We start from the raw sequence: 22,113 nt of genomic DNA, 5'->3' as shown, positions 1-22,113 counted from the left end.
CGGAGCAAAGTCTGTCGCAAACTGGCGATATCTTGCGGATTTGAGGCGCTAAAACTGCGTTCCTTCACATTATCGTCACCTCGTGATTAATGAAGTTATGGCGAGGTGAGCATAACTTGGCCCAGTGGTGGATGTAGGAGGCGTGGCTGTCGTGAAGCTCGTTGGGCAGCCCGTATTCCGCGCACAGAATGGATTGCGCGAGCCCGGCGAGCAGCTCCTCCGCCGCATATGCGTCGTCCCCGAAGCGCTTGCCGAACTGACGATCAAGACGCGAGCTATGGCCAGTGGCGTGGGTCAGCTCATGACACCTCGTCGAGAAATACGCTTCAATTGAACGGAAAAAATTGGGATTTGGTAACGTCACCGTGTCGGTGCTCGGCGTGTAATGCGCACTGTTGCCGCCGTGGACCACCTTGATGGGGATGGCGTCGAGGAACGCGCGGATATTGGCGGAGAGTTCGCCAATCGCCCGGGGGTCAGGCGGCTCGGGATAATAGTGGGCGGGTAGGCCATCGATTTGCGAGGCGTTGAAAACGTGGTTCCACTTCATGAAGCGGATCGTCTTTTCCGTGGTTTCCCCCGTGAGCTGGTCAGTGTCGGACTTGCGCGCTGTGTTGTAGTAGACGCTGAACGAGCCGCTCTCACCTTTGCGGACCTGACCGCCAAGCTCGCTGGCCTGCCGGTACGTCATCCAGAAAGGGCTGGTGTAGCCCATGGTATCGGCGACGGCCCACAGGAAGAAGCTGTTGATCCCGGTATAGGGGATACCCTGGTGACGTAGCGGCCTGGTGCTGGACGCCGACCAGGGTTTGAGCCAGGGGGCTGTGCCCTGCTCGATCTTCTCGAGGATCAGGTCGGTAATGGTCTGGGCGACGTCAGGGCGCGCTGTCATTGGCCTGGTGCGGCTCATGGGAAATCTCCGAGGGCGGCCGGTGCAGACCGCTCCCGCACCTTCAAACCGTCACCCGAACCCCCACCCCCTCTTCCTCTCTCGGCGTTCCGGCAGGCATGCCGGTCCATTCGCCCACCTCAAGTTTCCTCGAACGCTGTCGACAGCGTGTCGTAATGAATGCCGATTTCTACAAGGTCCGCGTAAGACAGGTCGGCATGGTCGTCTTCATCGCCGAGATGCCGTTCCCATGCTTCCCAGAGCCTGAGCGTCTTACCGTCGGGCAGGATGATCGCGGTCCCGATGGCATTGAGCCGCGAACCTTCCGGCACGTCGATAGTGCCGGTCAGTTGGTAGTTGAACTTCATGGCAGTTGCTCCCCGAAGTGTGGGATACCAACCACGGCTGGAATCCGGGCGGCGTCAGGTTCAGGCGCGCCCGTCATTGGGGCTTCGCATCTTTTGCGGCGCGAAGTTCAAGGCTGGTATACTCGCTGGACCAGGTGAGCTGAAGCGTGCGCCCGTGCGGGATGCGCCAGGCAACGCGGTCGGCGAACGCCATGCGGATACCTGCGATGATGGCGGCGTCCTCGCCTTCGAGAATGGCATGGGCGCGCACCGCCGCGTCATGGCGGAACCGGGTTTCCTGCGTATCGTAACTGTCGGCGTCGGAATCGTCCGACGGCGAAAAGACCGCATCGATGATCAGTTCAGTGAGATCGCCGGGATCGATGCTGGCCGTGCGGGTCAGGGCAATCCGCGCCTCGTCGGCGCCAGACCAGCAATTCTCGCCCTCTTGGATCGCAAAGTCGGACAGGAGGTCAAGGCGCTTGTCATGCTGATCGGTCAGTTCGATCGTGAGGACATCAGGCCGGAAGGTCACCGCATCAGTCTCGCAAGCGGTCTCGGATCCGTCGTGCTGACGATAGGTCACGCCAGTTTGCACGTAACAGGACAGCGCATCGTACCAGCTGTAGCCCTGATACGGCGGCACGGCCGCGAAGAAGGTGATGTCAGCTGGCGCAATGAGCCGGTTGGAATCGATGGAGCAGTCCTCGCCGTGCGAGAATGCGAGGGCACGGCCGAAGGTCACGGAATCGCAGGCGTCGCCATCATCATAGAGGGCGGCCGTAGGATCAATTTCGGCATAATTCGCGATCTCATGGTAACTGTCGCGCGCGCAGTGCCCTTGCCAGGAGGGCAATTGCCTTGCTGCTTCGGGTAGCTCGCGACCGGCAAGTCGCGCGGCAAGCCAATCCTTGTGGGCAAGGCGATGGAATGGTTCCTTGTTGATCGCGGCGTAAATCGCCTCGTTGCAGATTTCCATGAGCCGATCGAGCGCGGGGTTGTGGTAGATTTCCTTGCGGGCCGGCAGGACAAGAACGAGCTCGGGCGCGTCGATGATGTCAACCTTTACGCGCCATAACGTGTGGTGGACTTCCTTGATGCTCGGCAGCTTGTGCCTGAGCGTTAACCCATGGAAATTGATCGTGGGCACATGGTCGAGATTGACTTGCCTGTAGACCCCGATCCGGTAGCCTTCGCGCTCGATGACGGCATGCGCGCCTGCGAGAAAATCAACGCGCGGCAGTGGTTCATCGTTGTAGGTCACCGGCAGTGGAAAATGCAACGCAGCGGCTTTGACTGCCCGATCGAGGTGCCCGTCCCTGATGGCGTCGAAGGTGAAGGAGATCGTTGTTCCGCGAGGGCCCTGAAAGGGCAGGACATCGATGTCGGCCTCACCTGTCCAGGCCGGGCCGGAAATCGCGAGCGAGAACGATGCGGTGGCGCTGGCCGAACTGACGACCGTGTCGCGCCCGGCCAGGCTGAAGAAGCCCATCCCGGCGGGATCCTCGCGGGCGCAGCACTCATCCGACCAGTCCGACTGGCCAAGCGAAACCAGATTGGCCGGATCATCGATCCCTGCCCCGTCATCACTGACGGTAATGACGCAAGCCTCCTCGAGATGCAGCGCCGAGATGGCGATCGTGGTCGCGCCAGCACGGCGGCTGTTCTGCAGAAGTTCGCCAAAAATGTCGCCGAGCGATCCGTTGAAAATGCGGGTGACCTTGGAGATCGCCTCGGGCGAGACACGGGCGCGCAGCTTGGTGGCAGTATTCATAGGGGCGGAGCTTTCATGTGAGCAAATGGGGGCCGCCGCGCGTCACCACAGGCACGCGCGGCGGCCAGTTTGCCTGAGAATTCAGGCGGTGCGATCAGGCGCGACGGTCAGGCATCGAGCAATTCGGGCTCATCGACGGCTTCATCGGACATTTCGTCCTCGTTGCCCGGTTCCGGAAGCCCTCCGCCGCAGGGTTCGTCAGAGACTTCAGCCACAGCTTCGTCCTCCGGCTCAGCCTCGCTTTCGCCGCCAACCTCGCTCTGAGCGAGGGCGCGGAACCGCATGTGGGCCGGAACCCATGCAAGCGCAGCTTCCTTGACCTCGGGCGCAACAATGGTTTCGCCCGCAAACAGCCGCTCGCAGGAGGCCGAGAGATCGCCCTTCTTCGAACCCATGAAACTCGCCGCCATCGTCGGACCGCCCACTTCGCCCACATGCGCGAGCAGCGTCTGCTTGCTGACCCGGTCGAAGTAATTGGCCGCGGTCGGCCGCCAGTGGCTCGCCGCGTTGATCGCCATCAGGCTCGCCAGATGATCATGGAGATCGATCGGCTCCGCGCCGGACTGGCCGGGCTTGCGAGGTGCGCCCATGCTGGCTTCGAGACTGCGCGCCGCGCAGTAGGAGAGCCAGCTTGCCTTGGCATCATCGTCAAGTTCGCTGAAGGCGGTGAAGCGATCGACAGTGCGGTCGTGCTCGGTCCAGCTGGTGTCGAGCGTTTCGCGCATGTCGGCCATCAGCACGTGCGCCGGGGATTCCGGGTAGTTGGCCAGATAAAGCGAAGGCGAAGGTGCCCGGATCGTGGTGCCATGTGCCTGCGGTCCGTATGTGTGCCCCGCATCGGCAATCGCGAAGATCATGTAGTCGAGCGCGATTGCCGGGTTCGAAGCGAGGTTTATCGCGAGGATATCGCGGCGCTGTACCGCCAGTTCATCGACCAGTTTCTGCGACAGCGGCTTGGGTTTGTTGTCGTCAGCAGGCTCGCCATTGCCTTCCGCGCCGCCGGGACTCGCCGCCTTGCGCCGCTGCATCGGCTTGTCGCTGTAGAGGCCGCTGTCGATCACCGGTGTGCCATCAGCGCTGATCGTGACGAAGCAGCCGACGTTGGGCTTGAGTTCGTCCGGTATCACAGGCGGCTTGTCGTGGATCGCGTCATAGGCTGCAGTTGCGGCGTCCCAACGTGCCTGGAAGTCGGCCCCGGCAACTTCGTCGTCCTCATCGACATCCTCGCCTTCGACTTCGAGCGCCGAGATGGTCTCCAGCAGCTGATCGGCCTGGACCTGTTCTTCGTCCGAGAGCGGCGGCTGTTCGAGGTGAACCTGGTGGAGTTCCTCGCTGGCGCTGTAAGGCACGCGGGTTTCGAGGACGGGGCGGACCCAGGCGTAGCCGCTGTCTGCGGCTACTTCGGCTGCATAGGTCTGAAGCTTCTCACCCGCGATGCGCTGGGCGATCTCGGGGTCGATCCAGGTCTCGCTGGAGTCGTCGGTAAATAGATCGCGTTCGATGCGGCCGCCAGCCGCGAGGTATTCGGCCTCGGTCGCGAGACGGGCGATCGGCGAATTGGATTTGATCGCACTGTTGGTGATCATGCGGCGAATAGAGTCGGGCTGGTTACCCTGCCAGCTGTTCGACAACTCGTTCCACACCAGCATCTGGCGCTCGTGGTTCGGGCTCGTCGCATAGGCCTTGGCAACGTCCAGCGTGATCTTGCCTTCCTCGAGAGCGGTGAAGATCGGATCGGCCAGATCAGCGAGCCGCATGCGGCCCTCGATGAACCGCCGTGTTCGTCCAAAGCGCTTGGCGATGGCGTCGAGGTCGCTGCCTTCGTTGATGAAGTGCTTGTAGGCACGGATTTCGTCGGTCGGGGTCATATCGAGACGAATGATGTTCTCGATCAACGACAGTTCGGACTGCTCGGCGGCATCAATGTCGAGCACCCTGCAGGGCACCTCGTAACCCTTGTCGATCTTGCCGCCCGCGAGAAGAAAATTGAACGCGCGCAGGCGGCGGCCACCGGCTGTAACGTCGAACATCCCCTTTTTCTTGGCAGGGACTACAATGAGGTTTTGCAGCAGGCCCTTGGCCTCGATGCTGGCGGCGAATTCCTCGATGAAGAGGTTACTGTCGTTCTTGCGGACATTGGCCTCGGAAAGCCTGAGCTTGCCGAGCGGAATCATCTGGATGTCGTTCATCATGGTTCTCCTGAGACCGGAATGGCCGAGCCCAATGGCTCGACCCTTCCAGCCCCCCTCCCCTCACGGTTTCAGGATGCCTAAGGCGTCAGGATCACGGCGGCGCAGACGCCCCGTCGACTTCCGACCAAACCATGTCAGCGGCAGCGTGAGGCATAAATTGTAGATTTATACCTCATCATCTGCCATAGAATGAGTTATAAACGTAGGATCAATGCCTCATGCAATGGAACTGGCAGCAGCCGGACTGGCCCAATTTCCGCTGGAGCAGCGATGCTCTCGCCGCGCTCGAGGCTCGCTTCCTGCAGCAGTCAGGCATCATGATCGGCGTGGTAAGGCACCTCGGCGAAGACGATCGCACGAATGTCGTACTCGACGTAATGACCGACGAGGCGATGAAGACCTCGCAAATCGAGGGCGAACTGCTCAATCGTGACAGCGTCCAGTCGTCGCTCCGGCGTGAATTCGGCCTGGAAACGGAACAACGCCGCATTCCGCCCGCCGAGCGCGGCATCGCAGAAATGATGATGGCGCTCTACCGCGGTTTTGCCGATCCGCTCACCGAAGAAATCCTGTCCGACTGGCATCGCATGGTGCTGAGTGGACGCAATGATGTCGAGGTAGTCGGTCGCTATCGCGAACACGAAGATGCGATGCAGGTTGTCTCGGGACCGCTGCACAAGCCAAACGTCCATTTCGAGGCCCCGCCGTCGCACATCATGAGCCAAGAGATGGGGCGGTTCCTCGACTGGTTCGCGGCGACCGGCCCTGGCGGCAAAGCGCCGTTACCCGGCTTGACCCGGTCGGGGCTTGCTCACCTCTATTTCGTCAGCATCCACCCCTTCGAAGATGGCAACGGGCGCATTGGCCGCGCCATCTCTGAAAAAGCCCTGTCGCAGGCGATCGGCCAACCCAGCCTGATTGCGCTTTCGCAGACCATCCAGCGCAAGCGCTCCGCTTATTACGACGCGCTGGAAGCAGCAAACAAGGCCAATGAGGTCACCGATTGGCTGGCATATTTCGCCCAGACTGTGCTCGACGCTCAGTCCCAGAGCTTGACCCTCATTGATTTCCTTCTCGAGAAGACCCGGTTCCACGATAGGTTCCGTGGGCGCTTCAACCCGAGGCAAGAGAAAGTGGTTACCCGCATGTTCCGTGAGGGACCAAGTGGATTCACGGGCGGCCTCAGTGCGGCCAACTACATCACCATCACGGACACCTCACGCGCCACAGCAACACGCGACCTGCAGGAACTGGTAGCGCTGGGTGCGATGGGACAAACCGGGACACTCAGGTCAACCCGTTATCATCTGATCCTAGAACCTGCAGATCGACGCGAGGGACAAGTATCACGCTAGCTAGGTTGGCTTACGCGACCGGGACCCGCTTGCGCGCTGTGGCTTCCTGGATGTCCTTGCGGCCAAGCGTTGCTGCGCCAGTAGGTCATCCATGCAGCGGGCGACCATTGCCGGAAACAACGCCTCGATGCCGTCGTCGCAGCGAAGGGCGATTGCTGCACGAACGAGATCATCGATCGATGCCCTTCCCTCCCCTTCCATCCGCCGCCACGTACGATAGGCGACACCTGCCTTGATCGAGGCGGCCTGCTGGGTGAGGTTGAGCGCCACGCGGCGCGCCCTGATCCGCTCGCCAAGCTCAGTGAGGTGGTCCTGCAACGTCAAAATCATCGGCCATATGTGGCCGATTAGTTGGCAATTGTCCATTTAACCGGCCACATATGGCCGATTGTTCCAACTATGCGATCAAGCATTCCAGAATGGCTTCAGCCCGATCGGTCGGCACGAACACCCTGGTCTTGTAAGCGATGATCTCGGTGAAGCAGCCCTTGGCCTTGAGTTCGGGAATACGCGCAGCCTCGGCACCCGCAATCTCGATCCTTCGGGAACCGTTTACGCGGGAAGTGCGGATCGTGAAATTAAGCGGATGCGGCGCCTTCCAGGTGCCCCCGCCCAGGATGGCCGCTGCAATTTTAGCCGGATCGGTCGGCACCTTGCGAGCAACCCCGAGTTTTTCGAGAGTCGCGTCGACGTAAAGGTCGTGGACATGGCGGCCGAGCCAGGAAGCGCCCGATTTATCGACAATGCGGTTGACCGTGAGGTCTTCTTTCGGAAGCGCACCCCAGATGGGCAGGAGTAAGCCGGTTGCCAGATACACCGTCTCGGTGATCAGCTGGCTTTCGTCTGCGGCGTACTCCGCTTCCCAAAGGTTCCCAAATTCGGCCTCCGACACGGTTTCCCAAGCCGATTCCGCAAGGCGCTCGGCGTGGATGTATTCGCTGCGCAAAGGGCGGACGAGTTCGTAGCGCCGGATGGTATTGCCCTCCTCGTCCATGTGCGCTGGCGCGCGGATCGCCAGCGCCACCATCCCCGACTTGTCGTTGCGCAGGAATAGTGGCTTATCCTCGTAAGGCGCCATCTTGAGGACGCGTTCAAGTGAGAGGACCTTGCGGCGCTGGGTCAGCGACAGTTCTAGGAGGTGCGAGGTCGCGCCGGTCACGGGATCGGTCCGGATCACCGTATCCGACAGCACCTCGCAAGCCTCGACCGAAATCGTCTCGACGCCGATGTCGAAGGTGCCCGCTTCCTTGGCGGCCGAGACGCGGGTTTCGACAAGGGTCAGGAATTCGTCGAAGATGGCGTTCTGCACGGCGATCTTCATCGCAAGGAGGCGGTTGAGCCAGCGCTGGATCGGCGGCAGGTCTTCTCGCAGCACGCCGTCCTGATCGGTAAGTTCAAGCCCGCTCACTGTCTGGAATTCGGCAAAACTGGTGCTCTTGAGCTTGCCCATCGCGAGCAGCCCATACCAGTCGTAAAGCGCATGCTTGGCGTAGCTGCTCTCGAGGTTGTCAGAGGCATCGAACATCCCCTGCCCGCCCGTCTGCCGCTGGCCGCGGGTGAGCGCACCCAACGCGTCGAGCCTCCGAGCGATCGTGCTAGTGAAGCGCGCCTCGCCCTTGCAGTCGGTCGTGACAGGCCGGAACAACGGCGGGCAGGCCTGGTGGGTGCGGTGGGTGCGCCCCAGCCCCTGGATGGCCCGGTCTGCTCGCCAGCCTGGCTCGAGCAGGAAATGAACCCGGCGCTGCTGGTTCCTGGCATCGAGGCTGGCGTGATAACTGCGGCCCGTGCCGCCAGCGTCAGAAAACACGAGGATGCGCTTGGCGCCAGTCATAAACGCGGTGGTTTCGGCAAGGTTGGTCCGGGGGGATCGGCTTTCGAGGCGCTGCTGGCCAGAGCCGTCCCGCACCAGGCGTTTGCTGCGCCCGGTGACTTCGGCCACTGCACTCACACCGTAGTGTTCGAGCAGGGCATCGAGCGCTGTGGGGATCGGCGGCATGGCGCATATGTGCTCGATGAGCTCGGCCCGCGCGGCCTCGGCTTGTGGGTTGTGAACCGGGTTGCCTGCTTCGTCCCACATCGGGCGCGACCGGACATCGCCGAGTTCGTCGACGTATTCTTCCATCTGCCGGGTAGGAAAGGCCCGAGTGAGGTAATCGACGACGTATTCCTTGCAGTCGTAGGCTATGTCGAGCGCCTCCCGCTCAGCGGGTTCAAGTTCATTCAGACGCCGGTTGAGGATTGATTCCGCCGTGCTGACGAGCTGCACTACGACGCTTTCGCCCGATGCCAGATGCTCATCTACCGCCGGATATATGGAGGGAAGCTTGAGCGAGAGCAGGACCTGGGAAAAGAAGCGCTGCTTGGTCCCCTCGAACCGGCTGCGCGCGGCAGCTTTGGCTCCGCTATTGAGCGTTCGATTCTCCAATGGATCGACCACACCGGTAAGTTCCAGAGCGTCCTCAAGGTGCTGGTGGATGATGGTCCAGCTTTCCGCATATTTGTCGTAAATGGCGATCTGCGCTGGGGTGAGCTCGTGGCGCAGGATGTCGTATTCGATCCCCGCGAAGCTCAGAGCACGAGCAAGGTAGAGGCCTGAAGCCTTTAGGTCGCGCGCCACCAGTTCCATCGCGGCAATGCCGCCGTCGCGGATTTCGCTGATGAACTGTTCGCGGGCCGCGAACGCCGTGCCCGGCCCCCACAGACCGAGACGGACCGCATAGGCGAGGTTGTTGACTTCGGATGCTCCCGTTGCCGAGGCGTAGAGCACCCGGGCGCGCGGTAGCGTGTTCTGGAGCAGGACACCGGCGATGCCCTGCAGCGAGCCCTGCTTCTGCCCAAGGGCCCCTTCCCCGCCGGCCACGCCGCCCATTTCATGGGCCTCGTCGAAAACGATCACGCCTTCGAAATCTTCGCCAGCCCAGCGCACGATCTGGTCGAGCCGGGTGTCTTCGACGCGCGAGCTGCGCAAGGTGCCGTAAGGCACGAACAGAATGCCCTCGGGCGCCGTGATCTCCTCGCCAATCTTCCAGCGCGCAAGTTCGAGGATATCCGATGGCAGACCGCCAATCGCCGTCCAGTCGCGCTGCGCATCTTCGAGCAACGGCGCATTCTTCGAAATCCAGATGTGGCGACGATTGCCCTTCAGCCACTGGTCGAGAATGCAGGCCGCCGCTTGCCTCCCCTTCCCCGCCCCGGTGCCGTCACCGAGAAAGAAGCCGGTGCGATAGAGCTGGCCGTCCGGGTCCTCCTTCAGCGCCACTTCGGTGACGGGATGTGTGAAGCGTCCGTGAAGATCGCGCGACCAAGCTTCACCCGCATAGATCACGGTCTCGAGCTGGGCTGCCGAGAGGAGGCGCGCGGTCACGGTACGTTCGGGTAGGCAGGGCACATAACCGGGCCGAGGTGCCGCGATCGAGGCCATCGCGGCGGATTCGACAAGATGGGTAGGGTGTTCGCCAGCCTCCGGAATTACAACGCGTGAGGGGCGGTAGTCGGCATAAACGCCGCGCTGCTCGCCCATGGCCGCTGGTTCGTCGAGCACCTGGTAGGCGACCGGCCTGACCTCATTAGTCTGCGCCGCGCGAACGATCACGGGCCGTGCGGGGCCAGTTTTGACGGAGCGGAAGAGGCTGAGCTTGGGACGCGACGCGGGGTTGTCTCCTATCTTGCGTAAGGCCGCGCGTGGTGAAATTTGAGGAAGCGCGGCGAAGAGTTCGCCGACCGAGGCCCGGTTGATGGTCGCGATGCCGATCTCGCCGGCAACTTTATCGATCACCAGGAGGCGCACAGCAATGCCGGTACCGTGCTTGGCATAGCCGCCCTTGTCGAGCCGCAGCGACATTAAGACGCGCGCGCCTTCGAGTGTGCGCCGGAAGACCTCGCCGTGACGAGCAGAGGGCGAAAACCAGTCTGGCATGATTGCCACGACCCTTCCGCCCGGCAGGAGATGGTCAAGGGCGGCACGCAAGTGCCGGGCTGCGGTGTTCTGATCCTCGCCCCGCGACTGTGAGATCGAGAACGGCGGGTTCATGACGATCACACTCGGCCGCGTAGTTCCCGAGAGCAGCGCGCTGAGCTTTCCACCATCGTGCCGGAATACATGCGATCCGGGGAAGAGGCCTTCCAGAAGAACGGCGCGGGTAGGTTCAAGTTCGTTGAGCAGGCAAGTGTTGGCCCTGCCCCAAACAAGCGAGGCAAGGATTCCGGTTCCTGCGCTGGGTTCGAGAAAGACGTCGCCGTTTGAAACCTGCGCGAGATGGACCGCGAGATAGGCCAGCGTCGGCGGCGTCGAGAACTGCTGGAACGCAATCTGGTTCTCGCTGCGAACAGTGTGGGTCGGAAGCTCCGTGGTAAGCGCTTCGAGCGTGCGGATCGCGGCACCAGCGTCCATTTGTCCAACCAGTTCGGGCACGGCCATGGCCAGCGCGACTTCCAGCGCTTCGAAACTGTCGCGCTGCCGCCAGGCACCCGCAGCATCGCTACCGCCGGCGCTCTGCGTGATCGCCTCGGTCAACGCGGCGCGATCAATCGGAACGGCTAGGAGCAACTTGGCGGCAAGGGTGCGCGCAGCGCCGAGAATTGCGCTTGCGCGGGGAAGCGTAGTGGTCATGCGGGGATCTCCTGAGCTCGTGCCGATCAGCGGCACACCCGCTCCAACCCCCTCCCCTCACCGCTTCAGAAGCTGCGCCCAGTCATTCATGCGTCCTGGCGGCCATTCGGTCTCGATGGTGAGACCCTGACGGCGGTAGGTCTCGGCCGCGCGATCACGTGCCCGCCTGCCCTCGAGGTCGTTGTCGGCCAGAAGGATCAGGGTTTCGACATGGCTGGGTAGCTCGACCTGGTGGAAGCGCTTGGCGCCCATTGTGGCCCAGGCCTGGATGCCGGTCAGGGACGTGTAGGCGGCAGCGGTCTCGAAGCCTTCGCAAATACCGATGGTCTTGCCGGGCGCGCCGTTCGTCCATGCCGCGCCGATAGCCTGACCAAGCACTCGCTTTTCCTTGTAGTTTCCGTACACCGGATCGAGAAAGATACGCTGGATTGCCGCCACTTCGCCAGCCTTGCGCATGGCGATAAGCAATGCAGGTTCGAACAGCGCGAGCCTCCCCTGCCCTCTCGGACACCTTGGATGGTAGCGGACATCCTGAAGCGGTGCCCAAACATTTCGGACGTCGCGGACGTAACGCTCGGCAAGCGTTTCCTCGATGGCTTGTCCTGCTTGCCAGATGTGGTGGTGGACCATTCCGCTCCTGGATTGAGATGGATGAATGACCTCATGTTTGAAGGTCGGGATTTGCGCGACACGGGCAAGCGCACGCATGACGACCCGGCTGTCGCATCCCGCGTGGCAGGTAACGAGGATACCTCGATCCCCCTGACGGATAGATAGCGAAGGGGTTCTGTCGTCATGGGCCGGGCAATGGCAGAGCGCGGTGTCACCGTGCCATCGGCCACCGATGTGTTTGATGAGCGCGCACAGCTCGGGGGTTGGTCTGTTACGGACTATGGACATGCCATCCAGATCAGACCACCCTCCCCTCCCGCTTGTTCTTGAATCTCTTGAATCAAAACGCCCAAGCGCAGCTTGGGAGCTTCAATGATTCATGATTCTAAGATTCGGGGGGCTTTAGGCCCGCAAAAACAACGGCTTGACCCCCCTCTATGCGAGCCGATGGGGGCTTTAACGTGAGTTTACGGGGGGTTTAGCGTGAGCCGAAGGGGGCTGCTTTGTGAGGATCTGGGGGTTTATGTGAGGATCTGGGGGAGATCGCGATTTTGTCCAAAGATTGGGTGAGAAACCCCTGATTCGCAGTCTTGAATCCATAATAAGGCGCTTTGCGGCTCGTTCTTCGGCTTTGCATGAGGCCTTGGGGGGATTGGTTGTGGACCGGGCGATATTTGCCTGAGGAATCGGGGGGAAGTTTGACCTTTGACATAACCCCAATCTGGCCTCTGCATGTGCGATTGGGGGAAGTCAAAAAAATGGCGTATTATCAAGTCGTTGAACTCAACTCTCTATGAGTCGGTGGGGGACTTGCTTTGAGGCGACCAAATTGAGGCTCGGATAGGCTCCTGCCCACGCCCTTGCGTTTATGTGAGTGATCGGGGCCATGCGGGTGGCGGACATTTCTGCGGTTTTTGCGCAGTCTTTATATGAGCGCCTGGGGGCTTTGCTAGCCGAGCTCCGCAATCGATGTCCAGGCATCTACATGAGCAGCCGGGGGCTCGTCTATGTGAGTGGACGGGGGTGTATTCTCTTTATGACAAGTTGATGCTACCAAACTCACATGGAGCTCGATTCGGACCCAACGGAAATCGAAGTTACTCCAGGTTTGGAGGGCCTTAGCCGTACCTTGCGTGTGGCGGAGGTGATTCGTCGCCGCGACCTCGACTTTGTAAGCAAGCCCGGCGAACTCGTCGAATCCGAATTCGAAACGGGGTCTTTGAGTGCTGCTGCTCGCAAGGCGTTTGCGCTGATGTTGCGCAAGGCGGGTCCCGAATCCGGAGAGACCAAGACTTTCACGATTACGAAGAAGGAACTTCGCGGGTCACACAAGGGTAACGAACGAATTCAACCCGTGATGGACGAATTGCTGCGCGTGATTGTCCGGATCAGGACCACGACCAAGAAGGGCAAGCCGGCGATCATGTCGCAGTCGCTGCTCTCCAGCTGCGTCGAAGAGATCTCGGAAGACGGCATGAGTGTCGTTGAGTTCGAGTTTTCGGACAATTTCAAACGCGTAATCCAGCGGTCCGACTACTATGCGCGCGTCAATCTTGGGGTCATGCTGGCCCTGCAGTCGCGTTATGCCCTCACCCTCTACGATCTTGGGTGTCTGATCATCAATCGGCAGAACCGGATGGTGCGGATGACGGTCGACGAATTACGGCGCAAGCTTGGTGTGCCTGATGGCAGCTTCAAGAATTTCGCCGAATTCCGCCGCGATGTGCTGGTCAAATCAAAGGCCGAAATTGACCAGCTCGCCGATTTCACCGTCGAGTGGGATGAAGTGCGCGGTTCGGGGCGCGGGCGACCGGTCGAAGCCGTCAAGCTGACGTTTTGCCCCAAGGATCCGGTCGACCAAGAAGCGACGGCAAAGGAGCTGGATCGGCCGAAAGTCGGGCGCCGGGCGCGCCGCGATGGGTCGGTCGAACAAATTGTCCCGGATGCGGCCCCGAGGATTGCTGCCCGAAAGCTGTTCCCAACTGATACCCTCCATTTCTGCGGCGATCAGCAGATCCTGACGATTGTCAGTGACTTCGGCGGCGGATGGGACAAGGATCTCGTCGCGCGAGCTTTCCGCAAAACGATGGGCCCTAAGCTTGAAAGCTTGAGCGGGCCTGCCCTCTACAAATCCTGGGAAGGTTTTTGCAAGAGTTTCGTCTCCTCGCGCGGCCGAGCCTGAGCCCTTCCCCCGAAGGCTCACATAAACGCCGTGTGACCAGGTCGACCCGACCTTCGGCAATCAGGCCCCCTCCCCTTCGCCTTCAGCCAGATCCAGCAGCGCGATGATGCCGTCGGGCAGACTGAGGTTGCGCTCGTCACACCACTTGACGAGGCGGTCGCGTTCGGGTGGCGACAGGCGCATGCTGATGTGCAGCGACCGCGCCGGGCCGCGTTGCGGCTTGCGCTTGGGGACGATACCCGCCTCGATGCTTACTTGCGGGAAATAGTTGCCCGGAAGCACTGCTGGGGCGGCTTCGCGGTGCGTTGGCACGGGCGCAGCGGGCTTGGCTGTGGTTGTGGCCGCAACCAGGCTCTTGAGCCGGTCTGCGGGGCTCGCTGGCTCTTCTAGGCGCTGCCGGGTTGAGCCGATGATATCGCCCATGGCGCTGCCTGTGGGGCTTGGATCAGGCATCTACGGCCTCCCTGTTCTGTATTTGGTCGAGAATGTTGGCGAGTATGCTCTGGGCAATGATGCGGGCCTTCTCGGTCTTCGCCAGCTTGTGCTCCTCGACCTCGCCGAGCGTCATGCGAAAATTGGACATGGCCCGGAAGGCGTCGAGAGTGTGCATCTGCTCGGCAAAGGTCGGCAATGCCGCAGTAATCTGACTGTCGATTTCCCACTCAGCCTTTGATCGGGCGACCTGCCCGGTCTGGGTGATGAGCACGCGGTAGGGCACGCCGCCGCACATCTTGCCAAGCATTTCGCTGGTTTCGACAGTGCGTTCGAGATCGAGGCGCGATGAACGCGTGGGGATCACCACGAAATTGGAATCCATGGCGGCATAAGCGGTCTTGAAGTTCGAAGTGCCTTCCGAGTCCACGATCACCAGCTGGGCGACTTCCCGCGCCTTGTTGATCGCGACGCCAATGTCAGCATCGCGCAGTTGGGAGGCGTCTTCGACCATGATCCGCGAGTCCCCTCCCCTCCCCGCCGCAATGCGGTCGCGGTGCCAGTTCAGCAGACTGTTCTGGCGATCGGCGTCGAGCATGAAGACCGAGCCGCCCAGTGCCTCGAATTCCGATGCCAGTGCGAGCGCGAGCGTCGTCTTGCCAGCTCCGCCTTTGCTTTGGGCGATGGTGATGACGGGCAATGCAGGTCTCCTGTGTGGCGACCGCGCTGCACAAGGCGCGGTACATACTGTCGTCAAGGCCAGGTGCGCGGCACCCTCTATAGGCGCGGTTCATAGCGCCGGTGTAAGCGCGGCGCAAGGCATGAGCGCGTGTGGCTACGATAGGGCAAGCGCGTGGGATGGCGCTGGCGTCGGCGCGGCCACATGCGCCTTGTGATGCGCTGTGTGCGTGTAGGGCGAAGGCGGGCTGTGATTGTGCCGCGCTGCATGACGCGCGGCACATAACGCGGTACATTATGCCGCACATCACAAAAGCTCAGGCTGTTTCAGTGAGATACTAGATAGATGAGGGATGGAGTGTTCACACTCACTGGTTGCCTAGAAGCGGGAAGGTCGTCCACGAATGTCTGGCCGCGTGCCCGCTGACCCGACAAGCGCCGTGAGATCGCCGTTGAGCTTATCCTGCACGGCTTTGGCGGTAACGAGAGTCAACGTGCGTTACGCGGGAATCTCGATCGCTGCACCGGTGGACGAATTGCGACCCTCGCGGACAGGGCTATCCTTCACCTTGAACTTGCCAGCAGATGTGATCGGAACACGGCCGCACATTGCCCGCCTGAAGCCTTGGACACTGTCGTAAGCGAGTCCTTCGGAATCCGTTCCGCGCAGCCGGGCAGACAATAACTGACCGGCCGCATAACAATCGTGGGCATAGAGGGCAGGCGAGGCATCCGCCAAACCCCGCAGATCGAGGAGACACGTCTTGAGATCGACCGCATAGACCGCTTCGAGGTCTACCGGGTTAGCGACGTCCTCGAATAGTGAAATCGGCGGAAAGCGACTTGAAACGATACTTTTGCACGGCACCTAGTGTACTTCGGCCCTCGGTAAATCGTCCATCAGCCGCGCTGCGCATCGAAATATTGGCGAACTAGGGAGAGATAGGAGACATTGCCGGAGGTTATACGCTCGATCGCCGGACGCTCGCCAAAAAGTGCCGCAGCAATAGCCTTGCGAATCCATTCGCCGGCCAAGCGGGGCAGGAGGATCTAGAGGCCCTTGTAGATCCCCATGCCGAAGGAAATCGCTCAAAAGCCAATCTATGATCAGATATCACACATAATTGCTCGAGCTGCGAGCCAGCAGGCGATCAATATCTGCCATGGCTGCGTCAAACTCGGCAATGGCGGGGGAGGGGGCTAAGGCAGATTGTGGTGCGGACGGAAACGGTTTCGCCATGCCCGGCTCCTGGCCAGTGAGAACCACCATCCCTTTGATCGAATTGCGCGTTACAAGACCGGCCGCGATCAAGGCGTCGCTGACCGTGTAGGTGCCGCGACGGCTTACACCGAAGCCGGAGGTAACCTGGTCTAGTCCGAGCGGGGCAAAGCCGATCGCCGCCATCCAGACCAGCGGCGCCCGCGCGTTGGAGCGCAAGTGACCAAATGCAGCGTTCATCGTGACTGCTCGTTGCCGCGCCGTCTCGGCGCAATGCGTGAGACGGTGCGCCATGGCTGCATTGCTCCCGCTGAGCACCAGGCGGCGTTCACCATCCAAAAGCTGTGCGGCCAGCACTTGCGCGGTCATCGCGCCGGGGCAGGGCAGGGGGATGCGCCAGGTACCACAGGTAGCAAAAAGGGACCCAAGCTTGATGTCGATCGCCCACAGAGGGGTGCGTGGACCTGCCTGCTCATATGCAATGTCGCGATCCCCGATTGAAAACATGCGTGTTGCACGCTCGAGCGGCGCAAAGTGCGGATCTTGTCTGGCCATCGCGGTTAGCCGGACCAAAGCTGGGAAGGGGAGGGGGCTCCCTTTGCCGCCTGCAGCTTGCCCAACTAGAACGCTCGCGCGCTGGAGTGCATGATGCGCAAATTCATCATCCTGGCTGTCCTCGCGCTCCGCCACGAAGCGGCCCATGGCCTGAACTCGCCGCGCCGCTTCGGCGAGCGGTTCCCATGTATGATGAGCAAGCTCGGCCAGGATTGCCTGGACGATCGCGCGCGGAGAGCAGGAGGTGAGGGCCCCCTCCTGAGGGGCACGGCTGGTGCCGACGAACCAACCGTTGAACTGCAATTCGGTATCGGCGAAACCGGCTTGGCGCAGCGCTGAGAGCAGGGTTTCGCGCAGTAAAGCCCAGCAAAACAGACGCTTTTCAGAATCGCCGAGCCCGGCAAGCAGGCCATCGAGCCGCCCAAGCGCGAAGGCGCATTCTGCCTGCGCTGTCACGGGACAAAGAAGCAGTCAGTCAACATAACCTATTGATATAAAGTCATAGACTGGTGAAATCAGTGCATCATATCTTGGCGCTCGGAATTTTCGGCTTCTCAATTACGCCAAAATAAACGACGCTGAAGCGGTCCACAGATCGGTCGGAGTATTCCGGTGATCGAACGAAAACCGCCCCGAGCCGCCAAGCCTTCCGCAGCGGCGCTGAAAGCCGGTGCAGATCTGTACGCGGTGTTCCGGCGTCATGTTTCGCTTGAGGGTCCGCTGTCAGCAGCGTCGGTGGCCACAATTTGCGAAGAAACGGGGCTCGGCGAGCGACGCATTCGCGAACTTGCCCGCCGGTTCCGGGAGCATCCTATCGCGGAGAGTCTCGCGTCACGGCCAAAGGGGCCGAAGCCCGGAACAAGGCATGCGCCGCCCGTAATCCTCACGGCGATCGACCTGGAGATCGAGGAGATTTTCCTGCATCGTCCGCGACCCAGCGTGCGGGAGGCTGCCAACCAGATTCGCAGCCTGCTCATCGCGGACAATGGCGATTACAGGTTCGAGAGTGGAGACGTCCCGAGCGTTCGAACCATCGAGCGGCTGATTGGCAACATCAGCTCACCGCAGCTGGCGCGCAAAACCATGGGGTCGAAGCGGCGAACGGCATATGAGCCGCATCCGGGCCAATACCAAAGCCGTGGGTTCCTGGACCTCGTGCAAATGGATCACTCGCCGGCCAACGTCATGCTCGTCGATAGTGTGCGCCGCGAGGCCTTGGGGCGGCCGTGGGTCACCCTGCTGATCGAGGTCTGGAGCCGCTGCATTCTGGGGTTCTATGTGAGTTTTGGGGATCCATCTATCTTCCGCTGCGGTCGGGCGGTGGCCAATGCGCTGCTCCCCAAGCAGCCGCTGCTGGCGGGTCTCGGCATGGATGAAGACTACCCGATTCACGGGTTCTTCAAGCGGCTGCATGCCGACCATGCGGGCTCTCACCGGGCAGAAGTCTTCCGAAGTGCCTGTCACGCCTACGGGATCGATCCGGACATCCGACCGCGTGGCCCGGCCCATTTCGGGGGCCATATCGAGCGTCTGATCGGTACGATGTGCGAAAAGATGCTGCTGCTTCCAGGCGCCACCGGCGGTGACGTGACGAAGCGCGATGGCCACGACGTCGAAGCGGCCGCCACCATGACGCTGGAAGAGTTCGAGCGCTGGTTCATCCGGGAAATCTGCCGGTATCATCACACGCCGCATGAGGGGCTGGGGCGAATTGCGCCAGCGCAGATGTGGCAGGACGGATCGGCGGGACACGGCGCTCTGGTTCCGCTCGGGATCGATGTTGTGCAATTGACCCGGCGGTTTCTGCCGTGGGTCGAGCGCACCATTACAGCAGGCGGGGTGCGGATCGATCACCGCCGGTACTGGCACGAAAGCTTTGCGACCCGGCTTGGTCTCAAGATCATGATCCATATCGACGAACGCACGATCCAGGAGGTCTATCCGCAGATCGATGAAACGCTTGTCTCGGCAGGGGTTGTTGGTTCGTACCCGCAGGTCAGCAAACTCGAATGGGATGCCGCTGCTACCGCGCGTCGCCGCCGCGGAGCAGCCTATCACCATGGAGGCGGTGAGGCCGAGATTGCCCGGCTCGTCTACGCCAATCGCCAGGAAGTGCGGGCCTCGAAGATCCGGACCAGGCAGCAACGCCAGGGGCGCAAGCGGCTCGAGCGCGAAGGTGTTTCGCACGCACCGCCGCCGCCAGCAGGCACTTCTGCAACCGGTACGAGATGGCTTCCACTGGAGGAACTGGGAGAAGTGGAATGGCTCAATCCGATAAGCGAGGTGTAGAGTCGGCGGGCTCGCTACGGCGGGCCTTCTGGATCGATTTCGACGAAGCACGCGCGCACGTGAACACGCTGGTGGGGCTGGCCGGCGAGGATCCGGATGACCGGCCGACCTGCGTTGTCCTGGTCGGCCAGTCGGGGATGGGCAAGACATCGATCCTGAAGGAAGTGGGCCGGCGGATAGAGCTGGCCTATCCGGAACCAGCGGACTGGGGCGATGCACGCTACATTCCGATGCTGCGTGCGGTCGTGCCCTCACACCCGACATCGCTGCGGATCAACCTTGCGTTGTTATGGAAGCAGGGCTGGCCGCTCACCCGCCGTACGCACCAAATTGCCGACCTCAAGGTCGCCGAACTGCTGGGTGAGCAGGCGACCAGGTTGGTTGCGATCGACAATGTCCATGCGGTGCTGACGGCTAGCGGACGGGCGCGGCGCGATGCGCTGGATTCGTTCCGGTTTCTGATGAGCGAGGGCAACGTCCACATGGTGGTGGCTGGGCTCGACATCGCCGCCGACATCTTCAGCGACGATGTCGAATTGGCCTATCGCTCGATTATCCTGCGCTTGACGCCCTGGGCACCGGGGGAGCCGTCGCAGCAGCTGGTCCGGGTCCTGGCGCGCGGCATTGGCCTGAGTGAGCCGGACCGCTTCGCCGAACCGGAAATGGCCGAATTCATCTGGCGTACCAGCCACGGCGTGACGGGCAATTTCAAGCGCCTGCTGCATTGGAGCCAGCGGGTCGCGCGGGACACGCATGGGCGCGAACATGTCGAATTCTCCGACGTCTACGAGGCGGCCCGGCTGTTTCCCTGCTATATCGACCGGTGAGGCGGGAGGAATGGAGGAGGGACCCGGCGCCGCTTGCCTACCGGGTTCTGCCGCAGCCCGAGGAATTCTTCGATTCCTGGCTAGACCGGCTTGTCTCACGCCACGGTACGACGCGCGCTGGCCTGTTCGAATTTCTTGGCCTGGAGCCGGGGCTAGCCCGCCTCGATCTGGGCGGCGGTCAGGAAGTCACCGGGCGCGCGGATGCGGCCCAGGCAATCGAACGGCTTGCCTGGGCGGTGCAGTGCGAGGTGTCCGTCGTGCAGGCCACCCTCGTTCCGGCCAGCGGCGAGTGCCTGTTGCCGCCGCGCGGGCGCCATTATGGCTGCCCGCAATGCTGGCTCGAATTCCACCTGGCAGGCAAGCCGCTGGTGATCCAGCGCGAATGGACGCTTCGGCAAAGCTGGCTCTGCCGCAAGCATCAGGCCTTGCTGGTCGATCTGCGCGATGTGCCGCGCCGCGCGGACGGGGTGATCGATCTTGCTTCACTGCGCCGCCTTGCTGCGGTGGCAGTGCGTACACTTGAGCTGCTCGGCTTCGCCGAACCCCGTCTGCTCGCCAACCGTCATGCCGCACTGAAGCTGCTGGGGCAGGGCGCTGCCGAGCGTCCGCCGCCCGGGCTCGATGCCTACATGCGCGAGTTCAGCGCGAACCGTCTCCATGTCGTGCCTGCGCGCACGCTGCTGCTGGCCCACGCTCATTGCCACGACCGCGAGTTGCCGCGCCGCTTTGCCGCGACCTTCGCTGTGCCCGGGTGCCCTGGGACCGAGATGCCCCGCATGCCGCTCCCCAAGTCGGCGATGTCGAGGGCGATGCTCACAGTAGCGCTTCGCCGGGTTCATCGTCATCGTCTACGCAGACGGTATCGTTGCCTTGAGGCGGTAGCGCAGCGGCTGAGCGCGTTCAGCTATCTGGCGAGAGTTGGCTGCGACGGACCTGACTGGTGCCAGCGCGCCTTGCATGCCCTGGGCGTAGAGAGCCGACAGCGGCAGAGCCGTGCAGAAGCGCTCGCCAGTCTCAGGCTCGCGAGGGATTTTGCGATACAGGCGGAACTGCGGCGACGGCCGCGCTGGGACAGCGAACCATTCGATCCGGCCTGCTGGGGATTTGCTCTTCCGACAGCCCGCGCACTCGAATTGGCCGTCGCCAGGCTCGAAGCGAAGGGTGAAAGGTCGCCCGCAGTGCCCAATCATCAAATTTCGCCCTGAGGGGCTCGTAGAGCGCGTTCGGCGCGCCGCTGCACCGGTGCCCTATCCGGGGCCTATTTTGGCGCTGTACGGCACATTTCCGGGGAAATCCAATTTCACTAATAATGTCAGCTAGATAGTCAAATTTCCGCAGTTTTCACGGATTTTGCTGCATCACGCGGCGATGACATAGCGGCGGAAGGCGTTGCCTTGGGTGATCTCGCGCAGGAGGTGCGCCTTGCACGCTTCGGCGATGAGCCGAGTGGTCGCCTGCCGCGATAGCCCCAAGGCCTTGGCTGCGCGCGCGACGGTGAGCGAGGGGCCGGCACCGGCGAGCAGGACGAGCGGGCGCAGGTGCGATGACTTGCGCCGCGAGGCACAGGCGGCCTCAAGCTTCGCCAGCCACAAGCGCAACCGCTGGTCGAGGCGGACCACGGCCGTGCCGCCTGCGCCAAGCGCGTCGAGCCAGGCGAGTCGGCAGCGCTCGTCACGGGCGTGGGTCGTCAATTCGTCGAGGTCGTCGTCGGTGACGCCGGTCAGCAGCGCGCGCCAGGGGGAGCGGTTGTGGCTGAGGCCGATCGCGGCAATGCCGCCGGCGGTGAGCTTGCCCTTTGCCATCGCACAGCGGTCGGCCAGCATCGCCCCGATCACGACGCTGCCGTGGGGCAGAGGGGCGGCGCGGGCGAACGAGGCGGCGAGATCGGCGCTGGCGATCAGGCGGGGGAGCGCCGACAGGCGTGCAGCCTGGCGCGCCCAGCCCTCGAGGCGGGTGTCGGCGATTTCGAGCGGGGCAGGGGAGGGCCAACCCTCTATCACCGGACCGTCGGCCTTGAGCCAGGTTCGGACCGCATCGGCAGTGGGAATGGCGCTCCAGTGTGGCGTGACAAAGCACGCGACACTCACTCAAGCGCATTGATAAAACGCCATAATGTCGTCTTCTCGATGAATTTTTCCTCGGCGCCGACGAAA

17 protein-coding genes and 1 pseudogene are annotated in these 22,113 nt (G+C 62.1%); 5 read left to right on the top strand and 13 right to left on the bottom strand.

From position 1 onward, the window contains the following. Window positions 1-64: 64 nt before the first annotated feature. From GGQ88_RS19920 to GGQ88_RS19905, 4 genes are all read right to left on the bottom strand, one after another. Window positions 65-910: an ArdC family protein gene (locus GGQ88_RS19920; protein ID WP_246386395.1), complete on the bottom strand. Its 846-nt coding sequence runs from the start codon at window positions 908-910 to the stop codon at window positions 65-67. A gap of 119 nt (window positions 911-1,029) precedes the next feature. Then, window positions 1,030-1,257 (bottom strand): hypothetical protein, encoded by a 228-nt coding sequence (locus tag GGQ88_RS19915; protein ID WP_183615207.1) that lies wholly within the window; start codon window positions 1,255-1,257, stop codon window positions 1,030-1,032. A gap of 73 nt (window positions 1,258-1,330) precedes the next feature. After that, window positions 1,331-3,010 carry an ATP-binding protein gene (locus tag GGQ88_RS19910; protein ID WP_183615206.1) on the bottom strand — a complete coding sequence of 560 codons (1,680 nt, stop codon included), beginning with the start codon at window positions 3,008-3,010 and terminating at the stop codon, window positions 1,331-1,333. A gap of 107 nt (window positions 3,011-3,117) precedes the next feature. Further along, window positions 3,118-5,202: a ParB/RepB/Spo0J family partition protein gene (locus GGQ88_RS19905; RefSeq protein WP_246386394.1), complete on the bottom strand. Its 2,085-nt coding sequence runs from the start codon at window positions 5,200-5,202 to the stop codon at window positions 3,118-3,120. 218 nt (window positions 5,203-5,420) lie between these two features. On the opposite strand from GGQ88_RS19905, the gene GGQ88_RS19900 reads away from it, so the two are divergent. Further along, a complete protein-coding gene (locus tag GGQ88_RS19900) occupies window positions 5,421-6,557 on the top strand; it encodes a Fic family protein (protein ID WP_183615204.1) in 1,137 nt (378 codons plus the stop codon). Here GGQ88_RS19900 and GGQ88_RS19895 read toward each other — a convergent pair whose 3' ends face one another. The 3 genes from GGQ88_RS19895 to GGQ88_RS19885 form a co-directional block, all read right to left on the bottom strand. Continuing rightward, on the bottom strand, window positions 6,558-6,887 hold the full coding sequence (locus GGQ88_RS19895) for a helix-turn-helix domain-containing protein (RefSeq protein ID WP_183615203.1): 330 nt from the start codon (window positions 6,885-6,887) through the stop codon (window positions 6,558-6,560). A 67-nt stretch (window positions 6,888-6,954) separates the two neighbouring features. Then, window positions 6,955-11,166, bottom strand: coding sequence for a strawberry notch family protein (locus tag GGQ88_RS19890; RefSeq protein ID WP_183615202.1), 4,212 nt, complete (start codon window positions 11,164-11,166; stop codon window positions 6,955-6,957). Window positions 11,167-11,223: 57 nt separating this feature from the next. Next, window positions 11,224-11,796: a DUF7146 domain-containing protein gene (locus GGQ88_RS19885; protein WP_246386393.1), complete on the bottom strand. Its 573-nt coding sequence runs from the start codon at window positions 11,794-11,796 to the stop codon at window positions 11,224-11,226. Window positions 11,797-12,841: 1,045 nt separating this feature from the next. Here GGQ88_RS19885 and GGQ88_RS19880 point away from each other — a divergent pair. Then, window positions 12,842-13,960 (top strand): replication initiation protein, encoded by a 1,119-nt coding sequence (locus GGQ88_RS19880; protein WP_183615201.1) that lies wholly within the window; start codon window positions 12,842-12,844, stop codon window positions 13,958-13,960. Window positions 13,961-14,020: 60 nt separating this feature from the next. Here the strand turns inward: GGQ88_RS19880 and GGQ88_RS19875 are convergent, their stop codons facing one another. The 5 genes and pseudogenes from GGQ88_RS19875 to GGQ88_RS19860 all read right to left on the bottom strand — a co-directional run bounded on the left by GGQ88_RS19875 (window position 14,021) and on the right by GGQ88_RS19860 (window position 17,300). Further along, a complete protein-coding gene (locus tag GGQ88_RS19875; protein ID WP_183615200.1) occupies window positions 14,021-14,413 on the bottom strand; it encodes a hypothetical protein in 393 nt (130 codons plus the stop codon). Further along, window positions 14,406-15,092: a ParA family protein gene (locus GGQ88_RS19870; RefSeq protein ID WP_183615199.1), complete on the bottom strand. Its 687-nt coding sequence runs from the start codon at window positions 15,090-15,092 to the stop codon at window positions 14,406-14,408. The genes GGQ88_RS19875 and GGQ88_RS19870 overlap by 8 nt, the downstream gene beginning before the upstream one ends. Window positions 15,093-15,569: 477 nt before the next feature. After that, window positions 15,570-15,668: pseudogene (locus GGQ88_RS19865) on the bottom strand (HU family DNA-binding protein); the annotation flags it as partial. A 302-nt stretch (window positions 15,669-15,970) separates the two neighbouring features. Next, the gene (locus GGQ88_RS21615; RefSeq protein ID WP_281372540.1) at window positions 15,971-16,105 is read right to left on the bottom strand and encodes a hypothetical protein; all 135 of its coding nucleotides are present in this window, start codon (window positions 16,103-16,105) and stop codon (window positions 15,971-15,973) included. A gap of 79 nt (window positions 16,106-16,184) precedes the next feature. After that, window positions 16,185-17,300 (bottom strand): hypothetical protein, encoded by a 1,116-nt coding sequence (locus GGQ88_RS19860; RefSeq protein WP_343057304.1) that lies wholly within the window; start codon window positions 17,298-17,300, stop codon window positions 16,185-16,187. 156 nt (window positions 17,301-17,456) lie between these two features. Here GGQ88_RS19860 and GGQ88_RS19855 point away from each other — a divergent pair, with 156 nt between their 5' ends. From GGQ88_RS19855 to GGQ88_RS19845, 3 genes are read left to right on the top strand one after another with little or no spacing between them, the layout of a single operon-like run. Next, window positions 17,457-19,133 carry a Mu transposase C-terminal domain-containing protein gene (locus tag GGQ88_RS19855; RefSeq protein ID WP_319024338.1) on the top strand — a complete coding sequence of 559 codons (1,677 nt, stop codon included), beginning with the start codon at window positions 17,457-17,459 and terminating at the stop codon, window positions 19,131-19,133. Then, window positions 19,106-19,960 (top strand): TniB family NTP-binding protein, encoded by an 855-nt coding sequence (locus GGQ88_RS19850; protein ID WP_183615198.1) that lies wholly within the window; start codon window positions 19,106-19,108, stop codon window positions 19,958-19,960. Before GGQ88_RS19855 ends, GGQ88_RS19850 begins: the two co-directional genes overlap by 28 nt. Further along, on the top strand, window positions 19,957-21,165 hold the full coding sequence (locus tag GGQ88_RS19845; protein ID WP_183615197.1) for a hypothetical protein: 1,209 nt from the start codon (window positions 19,957-19,959) through the stop codon (window positions 21,163-21,165). Before GGQ88_RS19850 ends, GGQ88_RS19845 begins: the two co-directional genes overlap by 4 nt. 153 nt (window positions 21,166-21,318) lie before the next feature. Here GGQ88_RS19845 and GGQ88_RS19840 read toward each other — a convergent pair whose 3' ends face one another. Continuing rightward, on the bottom strand, window positions 21,319-22,047 hold the full coding sequence (locus GGQ88_RS19840) for a hypothetical protein (RefSeq protein ID WP_183615196.1): 729 nt from the start codon (window positions 22,045-22,047) through the stop codon (window positions 21,319-21,321). Window positions 22,048-22,113: the final 66 nt, after the last annotated feature.

The organism is Novosphingobium hassiacum, from assembly GCF_014196055.1.
Classification (GTDB): domain Bacteria; phylum Pseudomonadota; class Alphaproteobacteria; order Sphingomonadales; family Sphingomonadaceae; genus Novosphingobium; species Novosphingobium hassiacum.
Note: the sequence above shows the minus strand (reverse complement) of the source record. Positions and strands in the feature narration are given on the sequence as shown.

Bases quoted from the DNA above. Each gene is read 5' to 3' on its own strand.
- GGQ88_RS19915 (WP_183615207.1), bottom strand. From the start codon at position 1,257: ATGAAGTTCAACTACCAACTGACCGGCACTATCGACGTGCCGGAAGGT.
- GGQ88_RS19895 (WP_183615203.1), bottom strand. From the start codon at position 6,887: ATGATTTTGACGTTGCAGGACCACCTCACTGAGCTTGGCGAGCGGATC.
- GGQ88_RS19900 (WP_183615204.1), top strand. From the start codon at position 5,421: ATGCAATGGAACTGGCAGCAGCCGGACTGGCCCAATTTCCGCTGGAGC.
- GGQ88_RS19910 (WP_183615206.1), bottom strand. From the start codon at position 3,010: ATGAATACTGCCACCAAGCTGCGCGCCCGTGTCTCGCCCGAGGCGATC.
- GGQ88_RS19875 (WP_183615200.1), bottom strand. From the start codon at position 14,413: ATGCCTGATCCAAGCCCCACAGGCAGCGCCATGGGCGATATCATCGGC.
- GGQ88_RS19920 (WP_246386395.1), bottom strand. From the start codon at position 910: ATGAGCCGCACCAGGCCAATGACAGCGCGCCCTGACGTCGCCCAGACC.
- GGQ88_RS19905 (WP_246386394.1), bottom strand. From the start codon at position 5,202: ATGATGAACGACATCCAGATGATTCCGCTCGGCAAGCTCAGGCTTTCC.
- GGQ88_RS19885 (WP_246386393.1), bottom strand. From the start codon at position 11,796: ATGGTCCACCACCACATCTGGCAAGCAGGACAAGCCATCGAGGAAACG.
- GGQ88_RS19850 (WP_183615198.1), top strand. From the start codon at position 19,106: ATGGCTCAATCCGATAAGCGAGGTGTAGAGTCGGCGGGCTCGCTACGG.
- GGQ88_RS19880 (WP_183615201.1), top strand. From the start codon at position 12,842: ATGGAGCTCGATTCGGACCCAACGGAAATCGAAGTTACTCCAGGTTTG.
- GGQ88_RS19890 (WP_183615202.1), bottom strand. From the start codon at position 11,166: ATGACCACTACGCTTCCCCGCGCAAGCGCAATTCTCGGCGCTGCGCGC.